A 21461-nucleotide genomic window follows, 5' to 3' on the forward strand; every position below is an offset into this window, starting at 1 on the left:
GTTCTTTTATGCTAGTTACAAGTTGGGTTTAGTTAAGGAGCACCGGTTTCCCGAAACCTAATTGTTCCAGTTTTTTAAGTTGGGTAGCGGCGTCGCCTACAATCAGGTAATACATGCGGTTAGGGTTCACATACTGCTGCGCCAGCCCTTTAATTTTGTCTACCGTCATCTCTTTTACCAGCGCCTCGCGTTGTTTGGCGTAGTCAACGGGCAGGCCATAGGTGCTGATGTTGTGGAGCATCCCCAGCTTGGCACCCATGGTTTCAAACGCGCGGGCATTACTTTTTACCAGGAAGCCTTTGGTAACGTCCAGATCCTGGCCTGAGTAGGTAGGACCGTAGCTCTGCATGATCTGCTTGATCAGATCCACTGATTCAAAGGTGACATTGCTGCGCACCCCGCTCTGGATCTGGAACGGCCCGGCCAGCTGAGAACCGCCAAACGAAGAACTGATGCCGTAGGTATACCCCTTGCCTTCACGGAGCTGCTGGGTAAGCTTGGAGGCAAAGCCACCCCCGCCCAGAATGTAGTTCATCACCTGCGCCGGGTAGAAGTCCGGATGCGTGGCCGGCAAGGCCAGGTATCCCAGCCTGAGCACCGATTGCTTGGCACCCGGCACGTCATAAAAATAAACGGTGGCTGTTTTGGGCGGGGCGGGAGCAGGGTATCTGGGCTCAAATACTTCCTTCGCTTTCCAATTCTGCTCTAACCCACTCAATGAAGCGAGAACCTCTGGTTGGCTCACGGCCCCCACCACCTGATACGCCGCCAGGGTAGGAGAGAGGTTAGCTGCGTAGTAGTTTTTGAGGTCCTGGAAGGAAATGGCCTGCAAAGAGGCTTCGGTACCCAGAATGTTCCGGGAAAGGATATGGCCAGGGCCGTAGAGTAATTTGCGGAATTGGTTTTCAGCAATGGCGTTAGGATTGGCTTTCTGCTGCTTTATCTGGCTTTCTACCCGTTGCTTGGCCAGTTTGAACTCCTGCTCGTCCCAGCGCGGCTCCAAGAGGATCTCCTGCACCAGCGCCATGGTGGGGGCATAGTTGCGGGCCAGGGTTCTGCCGGAAACGGTGATGCTTTCCTCACCGGCGTTGACGCTGATGGAGGCCCCCAAAGCCTCAATGGCTTCTTCCAGTTGGGCCGTGGTTTTGTTCTTGGTGCCTTTCAGGAGAAGTTCGGCGAGCAGGTTAGAAACCCCCACTTTGGCCGAGTCTTCCAGAAGCAGGCCTCCCTGCAGGCGCAGGTTAAACTGCACCAAGGGCACTTCTCTGTCCACAATGCCCAGCGTTTTAAGCCCGTTTTTCAATTTTCCCTCCCAAACGGCGGGCACTCTGGTCTCGGGGGCTTTGCCGTAAGGCGGTTCCACGGTGCGGTCAAAGCTGGAGGGGGTGCGGGGGTAGCTGGCATAGGCCGTGGCATCAAATTTCTCTTCGGCGCCCTCGGTGATCTTCTCCTCCACCACACTGGCTTTTTGGGAACCGGCCAGTGCCAGTTCGGCCTGGCCTTTGGGTACGAAACTGGTGGCTACGTACGGCTTGTTTTTGATATACTGCCCAAATACCCGCATCACGTCTTCGCGCGTGACAGCCAGCATGTTCTGGATGTCTTTGCTGATGAAGCCCGGGTCGCCGGCAAAGATCTGGTATTGGGCCAACTGGAAACCTTTGCCTTGTACGCTGGACAGGCTGTTGTAGAAATTCACCTCCTGCACTGCTTTGATCCGGGCCAGGTCTTCGTCAGAGAATCCTTCCTGCTCAAAGCGGGCAAAAGCCTCTTCTACCGCGGCATGGATCTGGTCCAGGTCTACTTTCTCATATCCCCTGATGCTCAGCATGAGTTGCCCTGCCAGTTCAGCGCTGCTTTGGTACATGGTGATCCGGCCGGCCAATTGCTTCTCGTCCACGATCAGCTTGTTGAGGGGCGCTTTCTTACCATCTGTTAATAAAGTAGCCAGGGTTCTGAGGGCGTAAGAATCTTTGTGGTACGTGTGGATGGTTGGCCAGGCCATGGTGAGTTCCGGCAGTCGCGCAAAATTGTCTTCGTGGTAGAGTTTCTTGGTTTGGCTGAGCACCGCCGGCCGCTTCTCCTGCTTGGGTATGTCAGCCCCTTTCTTGATCTCCGCGAAATATTTCTCTACCCAGGCTTTGGCTTGGGCCGGCTCAAAGTCACCGGAAACCACCAGCGTCACGTTGTTGGGGGCGTACCAGCGGCGGTAGAACTCCTTCACGTCTGCAAGGGTGGCGTTCTGCAAATCTTCCAGCGACCCGATCACCTGCCAGTGGTAGGGGTGGTCTTTGGGGTACAGGTTCTGGTCAATCACGTACGAGGTATGGCCATAGGGGGCGTTGTCATAGCTTTGCCGCTTCTCATTCTTCACAACCTGCTTCTCTTTGGCCAACACCTGATCGGTCACGGTGTTGATGAAGAAGCCCAGTTTGTCGGCCTCGGCCCAGATCATTTTCTCCAGCGCGTCATTGGGAACGGTCTGGTAATAGTTGGTGCGGTCACGGTTGGTAGAGCCATTGGCTCCGGAGCCGCCAATGCGGGCGCTCATCTTGTCCAGGCCGCCTTTGCCCAGGTTCTCAGATTCCAGGAACAGCAGGTGCTCAAATAAGTGCGCAAAACCGGTGCGGCCTTCTTTCTCCCGCGCAGAACCCACGTGGCTCGTCAGGGCCACGGCCACCACCGGGTCAGATTTGTCTACATGGAACACCACAGTCAATCCGTTGTCTAAGGTGAATTTTTCAAAATCTACCTGGAAATCCTGTGGCGGGGTCTTTGATTTGCTTTGCCGTTGGCAGGAAAGCAGCGCCACTGCCATGAGGCAGAGAAAGGTAAGGTGCTTGGGAAGGTGCATGAAATCGTCTGTTTTTGTTTGGATGTTCTAGGAAAGAGGTCAAGCCGTAAAGGTCCCTTCTCTTCCTTTACAAAGGTAGCAGAGCAGTTCTCTTGAACTATCTTCTGGCAAAATAAACCAATTGTCAGGTTAAGGAGAGAGAGAAATCCTGTGATCAGTGGGTGAAGTGGCAGTTGTTTAGCGGCAGTTTTTGTGAAAAGGTGCCTGAAACATGCCTAGGCAATACTTGTTTATGGTTCCTTTTTACAAAACGACCCTGAAAACCAGAACCGCCTATGTGGAAAGGGTGGGTTTCTATGAGTGATAAGGAACAAGGGTGATAGAATCTAGGAAAACCACAGCTCCCAAGGCTTTCAGACTTAGTACCCGGTGCCCCAATTAGGTGCGGCGGCTTCCGGGCGTTCTGCCGCCAGGAACATGAGAGTTTTAGCGCTCCTAATGTATTCCGTGGCAACTACCAAGTTGAATGAAAGAGAGGGTTGGGCAATAAGGGGCTATTTTCTTTTCAAAAGCTCAGGCAGCACCTTTTCCCCGAAAAACTGGATATACTGTTCCTGCTGCAGGTTCACGTTGTGCAGGTGGAGGTGCGTGAATCCTAATTCCAAATCCTTGGCGAGCCATTCTATGTGCTCCTGGGCACTGTCAGAGATGCGTACGTGCGGTTCCAATTCGTCGGGCTTTACCATAGAGCCGGCGGCGTCAAACCCTTTCACCGTGGGAATCTCGGAGAGCAGGGCCGAAGGGAAAACATTGTTCTTCCACTGCTCATGGGCTCCCTGCCGGGCTTTTTCTTTGGTTTGGTCATAGGAGAGTTGCACCTTCAAATGCATGGGCTTCCCTTCGCCGCCGCCTCGTATGAAGGCATCTACCACGGCCTGGAGCTCTTTAGGCGGTTGGGAAATGGTGATCAGGCCATCTGCCCAGGACCCCACCCACTCCGCGGTCTCCGGGGTGATGGCGGCTCCCAAAACCGGAGGTGTGTAGCTGGGGCGGGTGTAGAGTTTGGCGTTTTCTACTTCCACCAACCCCTTGTGCGAAACGGTTTCTCCTGCCCATAGGGCTCGCATGATGTCAACACAGAGTTTCAGGCGTTCATTTCGTTCCTGTTTGTTGGGCCATTTCTGCCCTGTGATGCGCTCGTTCAGGAACTGTCCGCTGCCCGCGGCTATGAAAAAACGGTGCGGAAACATCTCGCAGAGAGTGGCTACTTTCTGGGCGGCAATGGCCGGGTGGTAGCGTTGGCCTGGGGCAGAAACCACGCCAAAGGGCAAAGAAGTGGCTTGCATGGCGGCTCCCAGCCAACTCCAGGCATATCCGCTTTCCCCTTGGTTTTCGCTCCAGGGGTAGAAATGGTCTGAGGAGAGGATGTTGCCAAAACCGGCCTGTTCCGCCTGCTGCACCAGGGAGAGCAGGTGACTGGGCTTGAATTGTTCATGGGAGGCGTGGTACCCAATACTGACGTCTTTGTTTTCCATGGTTCAGTTCCTGTGGGGAAGTAGTTTGCGCCCCGTGTTATAGGTGATTTTTCGGTTTGCCCCTATTTGTGTAAGGCTCCTAAAGCTCCTAAGCTTGGTTCTTCAGTGTATCACAACGGCTTTCTCCGGAAAGGGTAGGAGAGGTGCTGGGGGAAAGAACCACTGGAATTTCCTGGGAAGATGTACGGGTCGGAGGGGAAGGGGTTTTCCCGGAAGGAGCCCCTGGGTTTGATTTCGGGAAAGGATTCTTTTGCTTTAGCCACTCAAGTTTTCCATGAAAATGCGGAAGGCATCCTCAGGTACGTTCTAGGTAGGTTTAATTGCTGAAATCCAAAAAACAAGGCTAAAACAATTAACCTCAGACACGGTTTAAGTAGGCCTTTGGTCAAGGTCCTTAATCTCTTTTTTATAAGCCCCCGGTAAGATGAGGGATTTAAGAAACCAATCCAGTTGCAGGGCCCGGCTTACTTTGTAGCCCTGCAAGAGTGGTGTTAACAGGGAGATTTTCCGGAAGCCCAACAGCTCCTTTACCCGGTCTGGCACCACCATCATCTGGGCTTCGAGCAAGATCCGGTACCGAAGCGTGCCCAGGTGCTTTTTGTATTGCTGGAACAAATCATGGGTGTAGTGGCTGGAGGCTAGGTCTTGCTGAAGATGGCTTTGCCGCATCTGGGTCCATTCTTGGAAAGTACCCGGTAAACCGGTAAGGCCCATGCGGTGCCCCACCCGGTAAAAAACATCGAATACCTCCGTCTTTTCTTCCACGGAGAGTTTGCGTTCCAGCAGCTCAAATGACCGGATGGAATAATCAATCAACATGAACAGGACATCGCGGTACGCCCAGTCAGGAATAGCCATGCCCCGCTTGGCTTCCACGCCGGCATGGATACTGGCCATCTTGTCTATGGTTTTATGGGCGCCCTCCAGAGAGGAAAACACAATCTGCCGGGCATAGGCCACGGTAGAGAAAAGCCTGCCTAAGGGGTCAGCCGGAAGCCTTCCGGTAAAATAAAGCCAGTCAACGGCCTTGTTGAGAGCAAATTCCGCCGCAGATCCCGCGAAAATAAAAAGGATGGTATCTCCCTTCCCCCAGATCTCCCGAACCACAGAATCTTTCTCCACAAAATATTGCATATCCTCTCCCATTGATTTTGCTCCTAGGCCCTGTGGCGTTTTGTCTTTTACGGTAGTCCCTTTTAGCAGTACGCTTCCCTACTTTGATTTCCGAAGTAAAAAAGGGAAAACGGAAGAAAAGAAGGAAAATAACCAGGCTGGACTTTAGTGCCTTCCTTTGCCACCGTTTGGGAACCACTGCCAAGTGCAGTAAATTTGGGTGAATAAATGGAGAAAAGCAGCAGGGTAAAGCCTGCTACCTTTCCTCTTCTTGAATGTACTGTTCTATTTTGAAAGAAACCCAGACGTCCCCCATTGCTGAATTTGAAGTATGCGTTTTAATCCCGTGCTACAATAACCATGAGGGGTTGAAAGCGTCTTTGGAAAGTATTTCCTATTACCCCGGCCGGTTGTGCGTGGTGGTGGTAGATGACGGTAGTACCACCCCGGTTTTGAAAGGAATTGAGGGGAATCAGAAAGACATGATCACCCATGTCATCAGGATAGAGAAGAACGTGGGCATTACTGCGGCTTTGAATACCGGCCTGCAGTGGATAGAGGACAACCTAGTGGTACGCTATATAGCCAGGTTAGACTGTGCTGACATCTGTCACCAGGACCGGTTTTATGACCAGGTGGCCTTTCTTGATCAGAACCCGGAGGTAGGGTTGTTGGGGACTTGGTGTAAGTTCCTCGACCCCCAATCAGGTTTCAGCTACCTCTATACCACCCCCACCCAGCATGAGGCCATCCTGATTGAGATGCATTTCAGGAATGTCTTTATTCATCCCACGGTCATGTTTAGGGCACAATTGTTGAAAAAGACAGGATTTTATCCCCTTAACTTCCACCTGGTAGAGGATTATGCCCTGTTTTTTGTCATGCTGCACCAAACCAAAGGTGCTGTTTTAGACAAGGTATTGGTTACCTGTGAAATCAACCCCAAGGGCCTTTCCATCTCGAACAGAAGAACTCAATTAATAGGAAGGGATCGGGTTGTCAATGAGTTCGGAATTGGTACTATTTATAAATGGTTGGCGAAGGCTAAGCTCTTAATTCTAAGAGGGTTGCCGTACCAATTCGTGTTATTTGTCAAAAACAAAAGGAATTAAATTATATGTATATACATATAAAAAAAGAAAGAAATTTCGTGATCTGGTAATAAAAAGGAATTAAAATCGACTAATAAACTGTTAGGAGGCCAAATAGATAATTTAATATAACTTGGAATAATATATAAACTTAAATTAATAGAGGAGTTTCTTGAAAAAAAAGGTAAAAAGTATTAATATATGTTGCCAGTTTCTTCTTTTTTGGACAAAGGAAACAAGGTAGTCTTTAAAAAATGACGCCAAAGAAGGATTGGTAGTTTTATCTGATATAAAAATAACTAACTTTGGTGTCTCCCAAACCAAATTTATAAAGTAGCTTTTAGTACCTCCCCCAACTGTTCCCCAGCGCATGAAAATAGTACACGTAATAGAACCTTTTGCCTCTGGGGTTGCCGTTTTCGTGAAGTCGCTGACGGAGACCATGCCAGAGGATCTCCACATCATTGTACATGGTGAACGGAAACAGGTGATGTCTGCCAAAGATGTCAAAAAGACCTTCCCAAAGCAGAATGTACGGTTTATCCGGTGGAAATCTGCCCAGAGGTCCATTCATCCTTTCAAAGACTTTTCTGCGCTAACTGAACTCCATTACATTTTAAAAAGACTCAAAAACAGGGGCTTTGTAGATGCGGTGCATTTACATTCCTCTAAGAGCGGTCTTTTGGGCCGACTAGCGTGCAGGTGGGCCGGAATCAAAAATGTGGTATACACTCCAAATGGCGCTCCTTTCCTCTCGGCAGGAAACCCATTCGTAAATTTCATTTTCAAGCAAATTGAAAGGTTTGGGAACGGGGTAGGAGGGAAGGTAGTCTGTTGTTCCGCCTCAGAAATGGCTGAATACCAAAAAATTGGCATTAACGCGACTTATATAAATAATGGGGTTGTCCTACCTGAAATACCTTATTCTCCTTTCCCTAGGAAAAAGAAAGAGAAATTCCAGGTGATAACCACAGGTCGTATTGAGGAGCAAAAGAACCCAACACTCTTCAACACCATTGCTGCTTTTTTTGAGGATTATGATCAAATAGAATTTATTTGGGCGGGTGATGGCAAAGAACGAACTGCTTTATCATCCAAAAACATTACGGTTACAGGTTGGCAAACCCCGGAAGTCGCCAAAGAATTGGTAGCTCAGGCAGATGTCTTTATCTCTACTTCACTCTTTGAAGGACTTTCTTTTAGTGTGCTGGAAGCATTAGCATTGAAAAAACCAGTACTTCTGAGTGATTGTGTGGGCAACTCAGATATTATTAAAACCGGGTTAAATGGGGACTACTTTAAAAACGAGGTGGAGGCTATTGTTAAAATCTTGAATTACTATAATAATCAGGAAATGCTAGGAGTGATGGGTGATTACTCCTTTGGTGTTTGTGAGACAAAATTTAACGTTGGTTTAAATTTCAAAGAATACAGGTCTGCTTATAAGATTTTTAATAAGCAAGAAAAGAGAGTTATAATGGCTCTGACCACGTGAGCGCTTGAATATTAGATAGAATATTGATATGAGAAAAACCTTACTATTACAAGATTATATCTCCCCCAAAGATCCACTTGAAGAGATACATAGTTCCCTTGATAGTATCCAAAAGCAACTGCTGCAAGAGCTTTCTAATAAACAGGAAATACTTGAGGAGAAGAACATGGAGATAATGGAACTGAAATGCGCCTTAGCAGGACAAAAGCAACTTGTAGAAGAGTTGAAAGAAAAAGTAGCTTCTGTAGAAAAGAATAATGAAGGAAATAAACAGCTGAATAAGAAGTTAATCAGTGAAATTGTGCGCAAGCAGCAGGACATAGAATGGTATAAACGTACCTATGAGAAAAGAAGCTTTCTGGGCACTATCAAAGAAAAGGTTTTAAAAAGGCTGTTTTGAATAATAAGGCACACTATTTTTAATATATAAGTCATGGTTTTAAGGTGCTCCTTGTGAGCCAGATTTTAATCTTTTATCTTTTAAGGTATCACCGTGGAGTTTACAGGGGAAAGGTTTGTTCCTACAACAGAATTATTAACCGATGAAATCGGGATAGAGCATTTACACCGATATGAGACTTGTGTCGGGTTTGTCAACAATAAAGATGTACTAGATATTGCGTGCGGCGTAGGCTATGGCTCAGCGCTATTTGCCAAAAATGCTCGCACAGTTATTGGAATCGATATTGACTCAATTAGCATAGAATACGCTACCCAAACCTATAGCAGTCATAACACTAATCTTCGTTTTTTAACAGGGTCTGTTGCTAAAATTCCACTCCCAGATAATTCCATTGATGTTGTGGTTTCTTTTGAAACCATTGAACACGTAGATGAACCCACGCAGCATGCCTTTCTGCAGGAAGTAAAAAGAGTTTTAAGGAATAATGGAAGTTTAATTATTTCTACACCAGATAGAGCGAATTATTCTGAACGGTACAATTATGTCAATGAATTCCATATTAAGGAATTTAATGCAGAAGAGTTTCAGCGTTTTTTAAGTCGATATTTTACTAACATAGAATTTTTTAGTCAAGGCTTTGAAATTATCAGTGCTATTACTCCAGTCGGTTCTACCCAGCTAAATCAGGTTAAAGTATGTGATTTGGACTTACACTCACCATCAAGTTCAAAGAAGTATCTACTCTCTGTTTGTAGTAATATTGTACAACAAGAGGCACTGCAGTTGTCTTCAGTTGTATTTAATACTGGCAAGGATTACCTGGAAATCACAGATACAATTGTCGAGAAAGAAGCACACATCTTAGAGTTAGGAGCATGGGGTAAATCGCTTGACAAGCATATAGCAGAAAAGGATAACCTTATACTTTCAATGCAAGAGGAACTGGAGCTGAAGGCAGCCTATGTGCTGGCATTGCAGTCGGAGAATCAAAAAAAGTCTTTAGAGTTAAGCAATGCGAAGGCAGCCAATGACCTTCAACTTGAAAAACTAACCGAACTGGGGAAAAGCATTCTACAACTACAAGAAGGAATACAGAATGCTACTTCAAAAAACACATCTTTACAACAAGAATTAGAAGATAAAGACAATATAATAACGTCTCAAAAGCAGAAATTACACAGCCTATATAACCAGATAGACAATTTAAATGGAAGATTAAATGAAATTTATGTTTCAGAAGGCTGGAAGCTACTAAGTCTTTACTATGGGGTAAAAGGGAGGTTACTCAAAGAAGACACTAAAAGGTACAAACTTGTCAAGAAGGTAGTGAATAAACTTAGAGGTAAGACTGAGAGTTCCTCCAGAATTATGGCTTCAACTAACACTACCGAATTATCGGCCCCAACTTCTTTGCTCAAAGAGCCTGATGTTGTCTCCTATGATCCCATCACGTTGCCAAAATACGCCCAACCATTAGTGTCCATAATTATTCCAGTTTATAATGCTTGGGAAATGAATTATAGGTGCATTAAGGCTATTCAGAGAAACTCCTTAGGGGTAAGCTATGAGGTGATCATTGGGGATGACTGCTCCACAGATGAGACGAAGGAGATTGATTCTTACATAGAAAACCTCGTTTCAGTACGCAACGAGGTGAATTTAGGTTTCTTGCAGAATTGTAACCATGCAGCCACATTTGCCAAAGGCAAGTACTTGATTTTCCTCAATAATGATACTGAGGTAAAAGAAGGCTGGCTGACGGCATTAACAGACCTAATGGAACGTGATATTACCATTGGGTTGGCTGGCTCTAAACTTATCTACCCAAATGGGAGATTGCAAGAAGCAGGTGGCATAATCTGGGATGATGCTTCTGGCTGGAATTATGGCCATAAACAAGATCCAGATGCGCCTGAATTCAACTATGTGAAGGAGGTTGACTATGTTTCTGGAGCCAGTATTATTATCAGGTCTGAATTATGGAAGGAACTTGGGGGATTTGATATTAGATATACTCCGGCCTATTGTGAGGATTCAGACTTGGCTTTTGCCATTAGAAAGAAAGGTTTCAAAGTAGTGTATCAGCCTTTATCTGAGGTGATTCATTATGAAGGGTATTCACATGGTAATGACCGAGAGCAAAGTGCAATTAGTTCTATCAAGGAATATCAAAAAATAAATAATACTAAGTTTTTTGAAAAGTGGATACTGGTCTTGCAGAAAGATCAATTCCCAAATGCTGAGAATGTATTCTGGGCGCGCGATAGAAGTAAGGGGAAGAAGACCATATTAATGATTGACCACTACGTGCCCCAGTTTGATAAAGATGCTGGTTCAAGAACCACTTTTGGTTACTTAGAGCTCCTCGTGAACATGGGGTTCAATGTAAAGTTCTTAGGAGACAATTTCTATCAGCATGAACCTTACACCACAGTACTTCAGCAAATGAGTATTGAAGTATTGTATGGTCCTTGGTACCGAGACAATTGGCAACAGTGGTTTAAAGATAATAGTGATAAATTTGATTACGTTTATTTGAATAGGCCTCATATCTCCATCAAGTATATTGAATTCATCAAACAACATTCAAAAGCCTTGATTTTATATTATGGCCATGATCTTCATTACCTGCGTGAGCAGAAAAGATATGAACTGGAGAAGGATCCTTCTATTCTAAAAGGAGCCAATAAATGGAAAGAAACAGAGACATACCTTTTTGACCATAGTGATGTAATTCTAACTCCCAGCGAAGAAGAAAAGAAAATTATTGGTGCTTTGAACCCCAACTACAATGTACAGGTCATAAGACCTTTTATTTACAATACCCTAAATGAACCTGTTGTTGACTTTGCATCAAGAAAAGACATATTATTTGTAGGAGGCTTTGGGCACATGCCCAATGTGGATGGAGTAATATGGTTTGTAAAAGAGGTATGGCCTTTGGTGAAGCAACAAATACCAGATGCGAAATTCATCATAATTGGCTCTAACCCTCCAGAGCAGGTAAAACAGCTAGCTAATGAAGATGTCATCTTTAAGGGCTTTGTAAGCGATGAAGAGTTAGAGCGCACCTACAAGGAGGTAAAGTTAGTTGTAGTGCCACTACGATATGGAGCAGGAGTAAAAGGTAAATTGGTGGAAGCTATGCACTATGGAGTTCCTCTAGTAACTACATCTGAAGGAATAGATGGATTACCAGGGGATGTGTCTTTTATTGTACCTGCTAATAATCCTGTACAGCTTTCTGAACAAGTAATAGAATATTATTTATCTAATGAAAAGCTTGTTAAGCTTAGTAATCTTGAAACAAATTATATCAGGGAATACTTTTTCAAGGATGCAGCTAAAGAAGTGCTTAAAGATATATTAACCATGGCTACTTAAGTAAGATAGCTTCTAAGTTTGCCAACTCTTAAATTAATTCTGTATTGAAAGTAACGAAGAGATAGAGCAAGGCTTATGCCTTTATAATATCAATGGTTTAGTAGGTAGCGCTTTACAAGAATTCTATACGAATCTGTAGGTGTTTTTATGTTAGTTTTTGTTTTAATGTATTCCCAGAAGAATTTAAAAGACGTTTTAAAAAGAGGAGAAAACAATTTTGATATACTAAGATTGTTTGCGGCCTTAGCTGTTATAATAGGGCATTCCTATTCCATTTCACCTGAACCTCCCTATCAAGATATAGTACTTAATTTTCTGCATTTTGACTATTCTGGTTCATTAGCAGTAAAGTTTTTTTTCTTTTTAAGTGGCTTATTGGTGACAAATAGCATTATAGCAAAACCAGATCCATTTAGCTTTCTATTAAAGAGAGCATTGCGGATTTTTCCTGGACTGCTTGTTTGTTTATTGATCTCAGTATTCATGATTGGGCCTTTGTTTACGCATTTGCCTTTAATTGAATACTTCTCAATGTCAGAAACTTGGAGGTATATAAGCGATAACCTTTTCTTATACAATATCCGGTGGAAATTATCAGGTGTTTTTACAGAGAGCAAGTTTGGTCTGAACGGATCACTATGGACTCTCTCTTATGAAATTTTGTGCTATTTATATTTAGCCGTTTTTTATGGTTTAGGATTTCTTAGGAACAAAGTAAATTCAAATATCTTCTTTACTATTATTATTGGTGTATCATTCTTTGCTCCATTATATCTACCTGGCTTCTTCTCGCAGAACCCAGAAGCACATTTACTGCCTGGTTGCTTTAGTATTGGTGCTCTATTTGCTGTCAACAAAGAAAATATACAAGTAGGGATTCCCTACTCCATTTTGTTCCTGTTGCTTATTATTCTGCTCAAGGATTCAATTGTTTTTCAATTTGTATTCTATATAGCATTGTTCTATATGACAGTTGTTGTTGCTTCATTGCCCTATGTTGTACAAAAAATAAAGCTTCCATTTGATGCATCTTTTGGGGTGTATATTTATGGCTTTGTAATTCAACAATGTCTTCATGCTGTTTTTCCAGAAATGGGAGTCCATAGCCATCAGGTTATTTCATCATTATTAGCCATTGGGTTTGGGGTATTTTCATGGCAATTTGTAGAAAAGAGGTTTATTAAGCTTGGTAATGAGATAAGGGTAACCGATTTTATAAATTTTATAAACAAAAAATCTAAAGTTCAAATTGAAAACATACCACAAACTCAACAAATCTTTTTTAATGATAGAGTTTTAGGAATTGATATAAAGAAACTCAAATCTTCTAAATTTATATTTTTGATATCTTTTACATTAGTAGCGGCAGTTATTCACGCTCTTGTGTTAAAGTTTGTCTTTCCTGGTTATTATAGCCCATTATATCCACTTCATTCGGATTATTACATACCTGCAGCTGTAGCCAACTCAAGCTTGGACGTTTATTCTTTTTCTGGATTGTTAACTTGGCCAAGACCGGTTCATATAACATTCATGAAAATAATAGGATACACAGGAATACAAGGAAGTATTGCTTGTGTTATTGCTTTAGTATGTATTAATACAGCTTTGGGTGCTCTTTTACTTAAATACATATTCAAGATTCCAATTACCAAGTTGTTTTTGCTATTCTTTATACTGTACTGCTTTCTGTTGTTTTCTCAACCCTATTTCTATATATTTTATGCTCAAGATATAGGTTCTCAGTTATCATACTTTTTTCTACTAATTGGAGCCCTTGTATATTTTTTTAAGTATGAAGATTCAATAACCTTTGCAAATATAAGTCTATTTGTATTTTGTTTCTTGGCATTTTTGAGTAAAGAAACTTATGGATTAGTAGGGTTATCATCAGCTTTTCTTTGGTTTATTTATTACCGGAGAAAACATGCATTTAATGCTTTCATTCCAATGATTGCAACTGGTAGTGCTTTGGTAATTGCATTTGCTATTAATATTCTAGTAAAATCATCATTCATTAATCCTGACGCAGAAGTAAACTCAGATTACCACATAAGTTTAAATCCTATGTTGGTGATTCCGGAGTGGCTTAGGTATGCAAATGAATCAATTAACATTGTTAACATTATAGTAGCGATATTGATTCTATTCCTGGTAATCAAATCAAAAAACTCTAATCGAATAAAACTACTGTATTTATTAGCAGGATGTATAATAGCAACTGGTTTGTCATGGGTGCCTAATGCTATTCTGCCAAATCATCATTTCAAAGGTTACTCCTTCAATGGTGCATATTTGTTTTACTTGCCTTTGTTAATTTTACCTGTAGTTCTTTTTGAAAAAGATAAAGCTAAAGGTTTTTCGATTGCTGTTGTTGTACTGTGTCTTCTAAGCCCCGTATTCAATAAAAATAAATACAGCGATTTAGATAATACTTGGGTTCTGATTCAGGAAGGTACCCAGCGAAACCTATTAAAAAGTCTTGATAAGCAGATAGGAAGATTAGAAGCTTCTAGCACTCCTCAAAAGATAATTATTCAAGGCATTTCCTTTCCATTTCATCCATTTTCACATCCAGAAGCATTAAGAGTTTTCTCCAATGCTAAATTTGCTCATTTTGACGTAGTGAATACTAACCCTTCATTCCAAAATGGAGTTAGAACAGATCTTGTTAAATTTATTAGCCCTTCTGATACTTTGAAAACAAGATATGATGAAAGATGGCAATTTGATGATCAAGGCAATTTGATTGCAGCTATAGATTTAGAAGCCGAAAAGGTTTTCTTAAAGCCGAAGGTTAGAGAAAGTGCTTTTATAGTAACCTCAGAAAGTTTACCACTTCATAAAACTGAAGGTTTTTATAATCTTGAAGGTAATCTTAGGTGGACGAATGGTGAAGCTTCCATTGGCCTAGATTCCACAATTTCAGTCAAAGATAGTGTGATATTAAAGCTGGATACATTTATGCCTCCTATTTGCAAAAATGTTAGCCCTGAGTTGAAAATTGTTGGTAGCAATAATAAAATTTATAAACCTAGAATGTTTATGAGAAGTGGAGATACTTTTTATTTCTTATTTCTAATGAACAATTCTGATTCAATCAAAAAAATTGATATTACTTCTGAACGTATAGATGCATCACCTGATTTGCGCATTTTATCCTTCCCTTTTGTAAGGTTAGAGGTTATAAAAAAGTAGTCTTTAAAAAGTAGTCTTTAATTAGATAATTAAACGAGCATGTAAAATATTCTTCTCTCATAAAAGAATATAATTAACCTTGATTTTTTTGAATGTTATATTCATAGCATACATCTATAGATGTAACTAATCTTTATTTTAACTTTTTAGATTGTATTTTTATTAAGTGGCTACTTTAAATGAATGCGGTATAATTGATTTTCCTAAGATACTTGATCCAAGGGGTAATCTTTCATTTTTGGAGGAGAACAAGCATTTTCCATTTCACATTGAAAGGACCTACTGGATCTATGATGTACCTGGGGGAGAAAAGAGAGGTGGCCATTCTTTCAAAACTAATCAGGAGGTCATTATTGCTCTATCCGGCAGTTTTGACGTTGTCTTGGATGACGGGGTCAATAAAAAGGTGTTTTCCCTTAACCGTTCTTATTATGGCCTGTATATTCCCCAACTAATTTGGAGGCATATGGAAAATTTCTCGACGAACTCTCTTGCATTGATGGTTTCATCTACAGTGTTTGCCGAGTCAGATTACGAACGCGATTACGGGGTGTTTTTAAATACAAAAAATGGTAAATAGGGGGCTGGGTATCTATGGCTGCTCAGTGATCGAGCTGCAGAGAATCAATTTCCGGGCAGGTAATATAACGCCTGTGCATAACTCGGTGGACGTTCCGTTCGATGTGAAACGTATCTTCTATCTGTATGACATACCCGGGGGAGAATCAAGGGGGGCACACGCCCATAAGGAGTGTCACCAGTTCCTGGTTGCAGCAAGTGGTAGTTTCGAGGTTCTTCTGGACGATGGGTATAACAAGAAAATTGTAAGCTTGAACAGACCCTATTACGGGTTGCACATTCCGCCCATGATTTGGGCCTCCGAGATAAACTTCTCCTCCGGGGCCATCTGCTTGGTCTTAGCTTCCCACACCTATGCTGAAGCTGACTACATAAGAGACTATTCTGATTTTAAGTTAAGGCTGGCATGATGGAGTTGAAGCTGGAAAATTTTACGATGAGGCTGGTAGAGGAGGAGGATTCTGAGTTTATCGTGCAGTTGAGGGACAATAAGTACCTCAGCGGTACCTCCCCTGACGTTGAGGAGCAGAAGGCTTGGGTTAGGAGTTATAAGGAGAGGGAGGCCGAAAGGAGGGAGTATTACTTCATTGCCGAGGACCTCAAGGGTAAGAGACTTGGCCTGGCAAGGATCTACAACTTCAAGGGCGAAAGTTTCGAATTGGGAAGCTGGGTCTTCATGAAGGGTATCGACGAGTCTATTCCGGTGCTGGTGGACATTGCGGTACGGGATTTTGCCTATGACCGGTTAGGCTTCCGGGTCTGCAGGTTCACGGTAAGCAAGGAAAACAAGGCGGTGCTCCGGTACCACCGGATGTATAAGCCTGAGTTGGTCAGGGAGGATGAAGAAAACTATTACTTTGAGTTAGAGCTCAGTGCTTACAAGAACAGTAAAAGAAAGATCTTAAACATAATCGAAAATGGAAGCTAAAGCCTTTATAGACAATTTCCGGGAACAGTTCATTGACGCAGATGAGATCACGGTAGGAATGGATACACGGTTCCGGGACCTTCCTACCTGGGATTCCCTCACGGGTATGTCGATTCTGGTGATGATACAGGATGACTACCAAGTATCCTTCACTGCCGAGGAATTGAAGCAATGTAACACGGTACAGGAGGTTTATGACAAGGTAAGCCTAAAGCAAGGGTAATGGGTAGTGCCAGAGCAAAGTATATCGAATACTATCTCCCTGACCACGTCCTGGACAATCAGCAAATCGCTGCCGAGCACCCGGAATGGACTATTGAGAAGATAGCCGCCAAAACGGGTATCTTCCGCCGCCATATTGCCGCCAAGGATGAATTCGCCAGCGATATGGCTGTCAGGGCCGCCCTGGATCTGTTCTCAGCCCATGGTATTGATCCACAGAGCATAGATTTCATATTGCTTTGCACCCAGAGCCCCGACTATTTCCTCCCCACAACCGCGTGCCTGGTGCAGGATAGGTTGGGGTTAAGCAAACAGTGCGGCGCCCTTGACTTCAATTTGGGCTGTTCGGGGTACATCTATGGGCTTGGTATGGCCAAAGGTCTTATTGCCACAAAACAGGCCAAGAACGTTCTACTGATAACCTCTGAAACATACACTAAGTTTATTCACCCCTCTGACAAGAGCAATAAAACCCTGTTCGGGGATGCGGCTGCTGCCACACTAGTAACAGGTGAAGAAGACGGTGAATCTTTGGGTGGCGAGATTCTTGAGTTTGTGTATGGAACAGACGGATCCGGCGCCAGCTCATTGATTGTGAAAAATGGCGGCGCTAGGACGAACTTCGTGCGGAACAACTTGGTTGAGGGCCTAGAACCTGATGGGGATGACCTCTACATGGATGGTGGGGCTATCTTTGAGTTCACCGCATTTAATGTTCCCAAACTGGTAAAAGACACCTTAGTTAAGCATGAGTTGTCAATGGAGGAAATTGACCTATTTGTTTTTCATCAAGCTAACCAGTTCATGCTGAACACCATCCGGAAAAGGGCGGGTATTCCCGAAGAAAAATTCTTTGTTTACCTGGAGGATTGCGGGAATACGGTCTCCTCCACCATCCCGATCGCACTTAGGGAGGCAATGAGACAGGGCAGAATTAAAAAAGGCGACAAAGTGCTGTTGGCCGGGTTCGGGGTGGGCCTTTCCATGGGCGCAACTATTTTACAGTTTTAACTTATTCAAATATGCAAATACCTTTTTTATCCTTTAATTCCCAGAATGCATTGATCCGGGATCAGGTACTTGAGGCAATGCAGGGCGTATTTGACTCCAAATGGTACATCTTAGGCGACTACGTTAAGCAATTTGAGAGGGAATACGCCATTTTCAATGATACCGCTAGTTGCATAGGGGTGGCCAATGGGTTGGATGCGCTGCAGATTTCGTTGAAGGTGCTAGGGATAGGCGAGGGGGATGAGGTGATTGTCCCGTCAAACACATACATCGCCACTTGGCTGGCCGTGTCATACGTAGGGGCCACCTTGGTGCCCGTAGAACCTAATATAGCTACCTATAATATTGACCCAGCTAAAATAGAAGCTGCTATTACTTCCAGAACCAAAGCCATAATTCCTGTCCATTTATATGGCCAGGCGTGTGAAATGGACGCTATAATGGCAATCTCAAAGAAGCACAATCTGTATGTTGTGGAGGACAACGCACAGGCACAGGGGGCCTTGTATAACGGAAGGAAGACCGGGAGTTTTGGTCATGCCAATGGGACCAGCTTCTACCCTGGGAAAAATCTTGGAGCCTTGGGAGATGCGGGCGCCATCACCACCAATGATGAGGAGATATCTAAGAAAATTACTTCTTTCCGAAATTATGGGTCTCATAAGAAGTATTACAACGAGGTCAAGGGCGTTAACTCTAGGTTGGATGAGCTTCAGGCGGCCATATTAAGTGTGAAATTACCTTATTTGCTTGAGTGGACTGAACAGAGAAAAAACTTGGCAGACCATTATAATAGATGCTTGGCTGACGTGCATCAACTTAATACACCCGTTTTAACCAATGGTGCAACACACGTCTACCATATCTATATGGTACGTACAACAAAGCGGGACGAATTACAACAATTTCTTCAAAGGAAAGGGATAGGCACGGTCATCCATTACCCGGTGCCACCCCACCTGCAGGAAGCTTACAAATATTTAGGATACAAGAAAGGAGACTTCCCAATAGCAGAAGATATAGCAAATACCTGCCTGAGCTTGCCCTTGTGGCCTGGTATGACCAAAGAGGAGGTAGAAACAGTATGTAGTAGTATTGAAGAATTCTTTCATGACTAAGCTTTCCATAGTAATTCCTTGTTACTTCAATGAACAGAATATACCTGCCACAACAAAAGAATTAATATCTAGTGAAAGCCTTTTTGATGAAGAGGTTGAGTTTGAGTATATTTTTGTTGATGACGGTTCAGGAGATAATACCCTCCAAGAACTACTAAAATTTAAGAAACTGTATCCAAGTAAGGTTAAGGTGTTAAAACTGGCAGGGAATGTTGGTTCCTATAATGCGGTTGTAGCAGGCATGGAGGTAGCAAGCGGTGATTGTACGGTTATCATTGCAGCAGATTTGCAAGACCCACCTGAATTGATGGTTCAAATGTATAACTATTGGAAGCAGGGATTCAAGTTGGTAATTGGGAACAGAATGGATAGGGAAGAATCGCCTGTTCAGAAATTCTTCTCCAATACCTTCCATTCCATTATGAAAAAAATCGCCCTTAAGAATATCCCTGATGGAGGCTTTGACTATGTTTTCTTTGATAGACAGATAAGGGAAGAGGTTGTTAAGATGAAGGAGCGTAATAGCAACATCTTTTATCTTATGACTTGGATGGGGTACGCCTACATAAACATACCCTATGTAAGGAAGAAGCGAGAGATTGGAAAGTCAAGGTGGACTCTACAGAAAAAGATTAAGCTTTTAATCGACTCATTACTCTCATTTTCATTTTTCCCTATTCGAGCTATCTCTGTAATCGGAATAGGGCTTGGGTTAGGGGCTTTCATTTACGGGTTATACATTATGATCTCTCGTTTTATGGGCTTTATAGATGTAGAGGGTTGGTCTGCGCTTATGGTAGTGGTATTGTTTGTGTCTTCCTTTCAAATGATAGCTATAGGAATATTAGGAGAATACGTTTGGCGCGGTCTTGATGCAAGTAGAGAAAGGCCTCTATTCGTAGTTGAAAAAGTTTACTAAACGTCAAGGCTAGTCATGATGCTTGCTTAAGGCTTTTTTTCATTTAAGGAAAGCTTAGTTTAACTGATGGATATTGAAATTTTATTTATCTTCCAATTTCTTAATGAAAGGGGCACCCATATTTTCTATAATGGTACATTGCTTTTATGGAGTGGATAGCTTTCAGGAACAGATACATCCTTTGAATGAAAAGTATCCTTTTCAATTATTCCTTAACTCAGTGATTCATAATGGGATGTGCAATGATACTGCAATCACAGATTTCGATTTCATACCCAGCCAAAATGTGGTCTTTAGAAGGTCAACCAACGTAGGGAAAGACATTGGAGGTAAGTTTGTTTTATTAGATACTTACTTAAGATTAGGTATAAAAACCAAATACATAGTTTTTATCCATGACAAAAAAAGTCCTCACTTAGTTAATGGAAGCAAGTGGTTTGATAATCTTATTAGAATTGTTGAACCTACTTTAGTTGATGAGATTATAAACTCTTTTGAAAGAAACAATAAGATTGGCATAATCGCATCAAGAGGATCTGTAATGAAGGAAGCTAGTTCGCCAGGGTACTTTGAAAGCAATAATGGTAGGTTACTTTCTCAGTTACAAAAGAAATATGATGTTTACCCAATAGACTTAGCCTATGTGGCCGGCACTATGTTTTGGGTAAGATCTGACATCATAACAAAGTTTTTCCAGCGTTTTCATCCTCTGGAGATAAGGGCAAGTTTAGAAGAAGGGAATATATTAGACAATGAGGCAGGTACAATTACGCATTCTTGGGAAAGGCTTTTATCGTGGATCGTCACCTCTCAAGGGTACCACATCAAAGAAGTATGAAACTCATTGATGACCTTTGCATCATTCTGAAAGATCCATCAGAACTGGTGGATTATGGACTAGGCTCTTTATCCCAAGATCTATATGTATCATTTTTGATCGATCAATACAATTTAGATAAAATTAAAGAACTGTATAAGATCATTAGTGAGAGCCAGTTAGATGTCAAGTTTTCCCTTACTCTTAAAATAGGGTCTGAGAGCCTCCTGAAGCATTCACCTTTTGATATTGCTGCTTTCTTCTTCCTTTCAAAATACAAGTTGGCAAGTGGTAACCCTGTAGTCAATATATTGTCAATTAATGATAAGGAATATGATGTAACTTTTAGTTTCTTAGATAAATTATCAAAAGAACAAGGATTTGGTAGAGTCATCTGTAATCGTTTAACTTTGTATAACTACATTGACTTTACAGACATCAGGAATTTAGGTAGTGAAAAATTCGATGAGATTCAGAAAATTATATCTGGACGAGATTGGTTAAATGAGAGCAACTTCTTTTTAGGAGCACAACTATATACTTTAAAGGATTTGCCAGAATTTATTCATGAGGTGGAAAGACAAGAAGATAATATAGTTAAGAGTAACCCTCAACTATTTAAGCTATTTGTTTTGAAGGTGAATTTGCAAAAGGAGGTTGAAAACCTTCAAAGCCAAGTCCAATACCTTACTGAGTGTCTATGTAATGAAAAAACTTATAATAAATTTTTAAAGGAGAACCATCAGGGGAAACTATTGCAAGAGTATTATGACCACGAGTATGAGATTCTTCCAACCTGGTTTAAGCGAGTGGGCCATGTCATCAAATATATTACAGGAAAAAGAGCGTAAAGC

17 protein-coding genes are annotated in these 21461 nt (G+C 42.5%); 14 read left to right on the forward strand and 3 right to left on the reverse strand.

Annotated elements, in window-relative coordinates; all coding sequences use genetic code 11:
* Positions 1-28 precede the first annotated feature (28 nt).
* The 3 genes from FOE74_RS14765 to FOE74_RS14775 all read right to left on the reverse strand — a co-directional run bounded on the left by FOE74_RS14765 (position 29) and on the right by FOE74_RS14775 (position 5463).
* Positions 29-2854 (reverse strand): M16 family metallopeptidase, encoded by a 2826-nt coding sequence (locus tag FOE74_RS14765; RefSeq protein ID WP_149099397.1) that lies wholly within the window; start codon positions 2852-2854, stop codon positions 29-31.
* Positions 2855-3348: 494 nt separating this feature from the next.
* Entirely contained in the window at positions 3349-4329 is a 981-nt protein-coding gene (locus FOE74_RS14770; protein ID WP_149099398.1) for a TIGR03885 family FMN-dependent LLM class oxidoreductase, read from the reverse strand.
* A gap of 369 nt (positions 4330-4698) precedes the next feature.
* A complete protein-coding gene (locus tag FOE74_RS14775; RefSeq protein ID WP_149099399.1) occupies positions 4699-5463 on the reverse strand; it encodes an oxygenase MpaB family protein in 765 nt (254 codons plus the stop codon).
* A 254-nt stretch (positions 5464-5717) separates the two neighbouring features.
* Between FOE74_RS14775 and FOE74_RS14780 the strand changes: the two genes are divergently transcribed.
* The 14 genes from FOE74_RS14780 to FOE74_RS14845 all read left to right on the forward strand — a co-directional run bounded on the left by FOE74_RS14780 (position 5718) and on the right by FOE74_RS14845 (position 21458).
* On the forward strand, positions 5718-6554 hold the full coding sequence (locus tag FOE74_RS14780; protein WP_149099400.1) for a glycosyltransferase: 837 nt from the start codon (positions 5718-5720) through the stop codon (positions 6552-6554).
* A gap of 349 nt (positions 6555-6903) precedes the next feature.
* Positions 6904-8028 (forward strand): glycosyltransferase, encoded by a 1125-nt coding sequence (locus FOE74_RS14785; RefSeq protein ID WP_149099401.1) that lies wholly within the window; start codon positions 6904-6906, stop codon positions 8026-8028.
* 28 nt (positions 8029-8056) lie between these two features.
* Positions 8057-8428, forward strand: a complete 372-nt coding sequence (locus FOE74_RS14790) for a hypothetical protein (protein ID WP_149099402.1) — start codon at positions 8057-8059, stop codon at positions 8426-8428.
* Between the two features lie 93 nt (positions 8429-8521).
* A complete protein-coding gene (locus tag FOE74_RS14795) occupies positions 8522-11815 on the forward strand; it encodes a glycosyltransferase (protein WP_149099403.1) in 3294 nt (1097 codons plus the stop codon).
* A gap of 147 nt (positions 11816-11962) precedes the next feature.
* Positions 11963-15013: an acyltransferase family protein gene (locus FOE74_RS14800; RefSeq protein WP_149099404.1), complete on the forward strand. Its 3051-nt coding sequence runs from the start codon at positions 11963-11965 to the stop codon at positions 15011-15013.
* Between the two features lie 166 nt (positions 15014-15179).
* Complete coding sequence (locus FOE74_RS14805; RefSeq protein ID WP_149099405.1) at positions 15180-15593, forward strand: sugar 3,4-ketoisomerase; 414 nt, start codon at positions 15180-15182, stop codon at positions 15591-15593.
* The gene (locus tag FOE74_RS14810; RefSeq protein WP_149099406.1) at positions 15583-16002 is read left to right on the forward strand and encodes a sugar 3,4-ketoisomerase; all 420 of its coding nucleotides are present in this window, start codon (positions 15583-15585) and stop codon (positions 16000-16002) included. Before FOE74_RS14805 ends, FOE74_RS14810 begins: the two co-directional genes overlap by 11 nt.
* Entirely contained in the window at positions 15999-16520 is a 522-nt protein-coding gene (locus FOE74_RS14815; RefSeq protein ID WP_149099407.1) for a GNAT family N-acetyltransferase, read from the forward strand. The genes FOE74_RS14810 and FOE74_RS14815 overlap by 4 nt, the downstream gene beginning before the upstream one ends.
* The gene (locus FOE74_RS14820) at positions 16510-16743 is read left to right on the forward strand and encodes an acyl carrier protein (RefSeq protein WP_149099408.1); all 234 of its coding nucleotides are present in this window, start codon (positions 16510-16512) and stop codon (positions 16741-16743) included. Before FOE74_RS14815 ends, FOE74_RS14820 begins: the two co-directional genes overlap by 11 nt.
* The gene (locus FOE74_RS14825) at positions 16743-17753 is read left to right on the forward strand and encodes a 3-oxoacyl-ACP synthase III family protein (protein ID WP_149099409.1); all 1011 of its coding nucleotides are present in this window, start codon (positions 16743-16745) and stop codon (positions 17751-17753) included. Before FOE74_RS14820 ends, FOE74_RS14825 begins: the two co-directional genes overlap by 1 nt.
* An 11-nt stretch (positions 17754-17764) precedes the next feature.
* The gene (locus tag FOE74_RS14830; protein ID WP_149099410.1) at positions 17765-18871 is read left to right on the forward strand and encodes a DegT/DnrJ/EryC1/StrS family aminotransferase; all 1107 of its coding nucleotides are present in this window, start codon (positions 17765-17767) and stop codon (positions 18869-18871) included.
* Entirely contained in the window at positions 18864-19790 is a 927-nt protein-coding gene (locus tag FOE74_RS14835) for a glycosyltransferase family 2 protein (RefSeq protein ID WP_149099411.1), read from the forward strand. Before FOE74_RS14830 ends, FOE74_RS14835 begins: the two co-directional genes overlap by 8 nt.
* A gap of 73 nt (positions 19791-19863) precedes the next feature.
* Positions 19864-20628, forward strand: a complete 765-nt coding sequence (locus FOE74_RS14840) for a rhamnan synthesis F family protein (RefSeq protein WP_149099412.1) — start codon at positions 19864-19866, stop codon at positions 20626-20628.
* Positions 20625-21458, forward strand: coding sequence for a hypothetical protein (locus FOE74_RS14845; protein ID WP_149099413.1), 834 nt, complete (start codon positions 20625-20627; stop codon positions 21456-21458). The genes FOE74_RS14840 and FOE74_RS14845 overlap by 4 nt, the downstream gene beginning before the upstream one ends.
* Positions 21459-21461: the final 3 nt, after the last annotated feature.

This window comes from Rufibacter glacialis (genome assembly GCF_008271745.1).
GTDB classification, from domain to species: Bacteria; Bacteroidota; Bacteroidia; order Cytophagales; family Hymenobacteraceae; genus Nibribacter; species Nibribacter glacialis.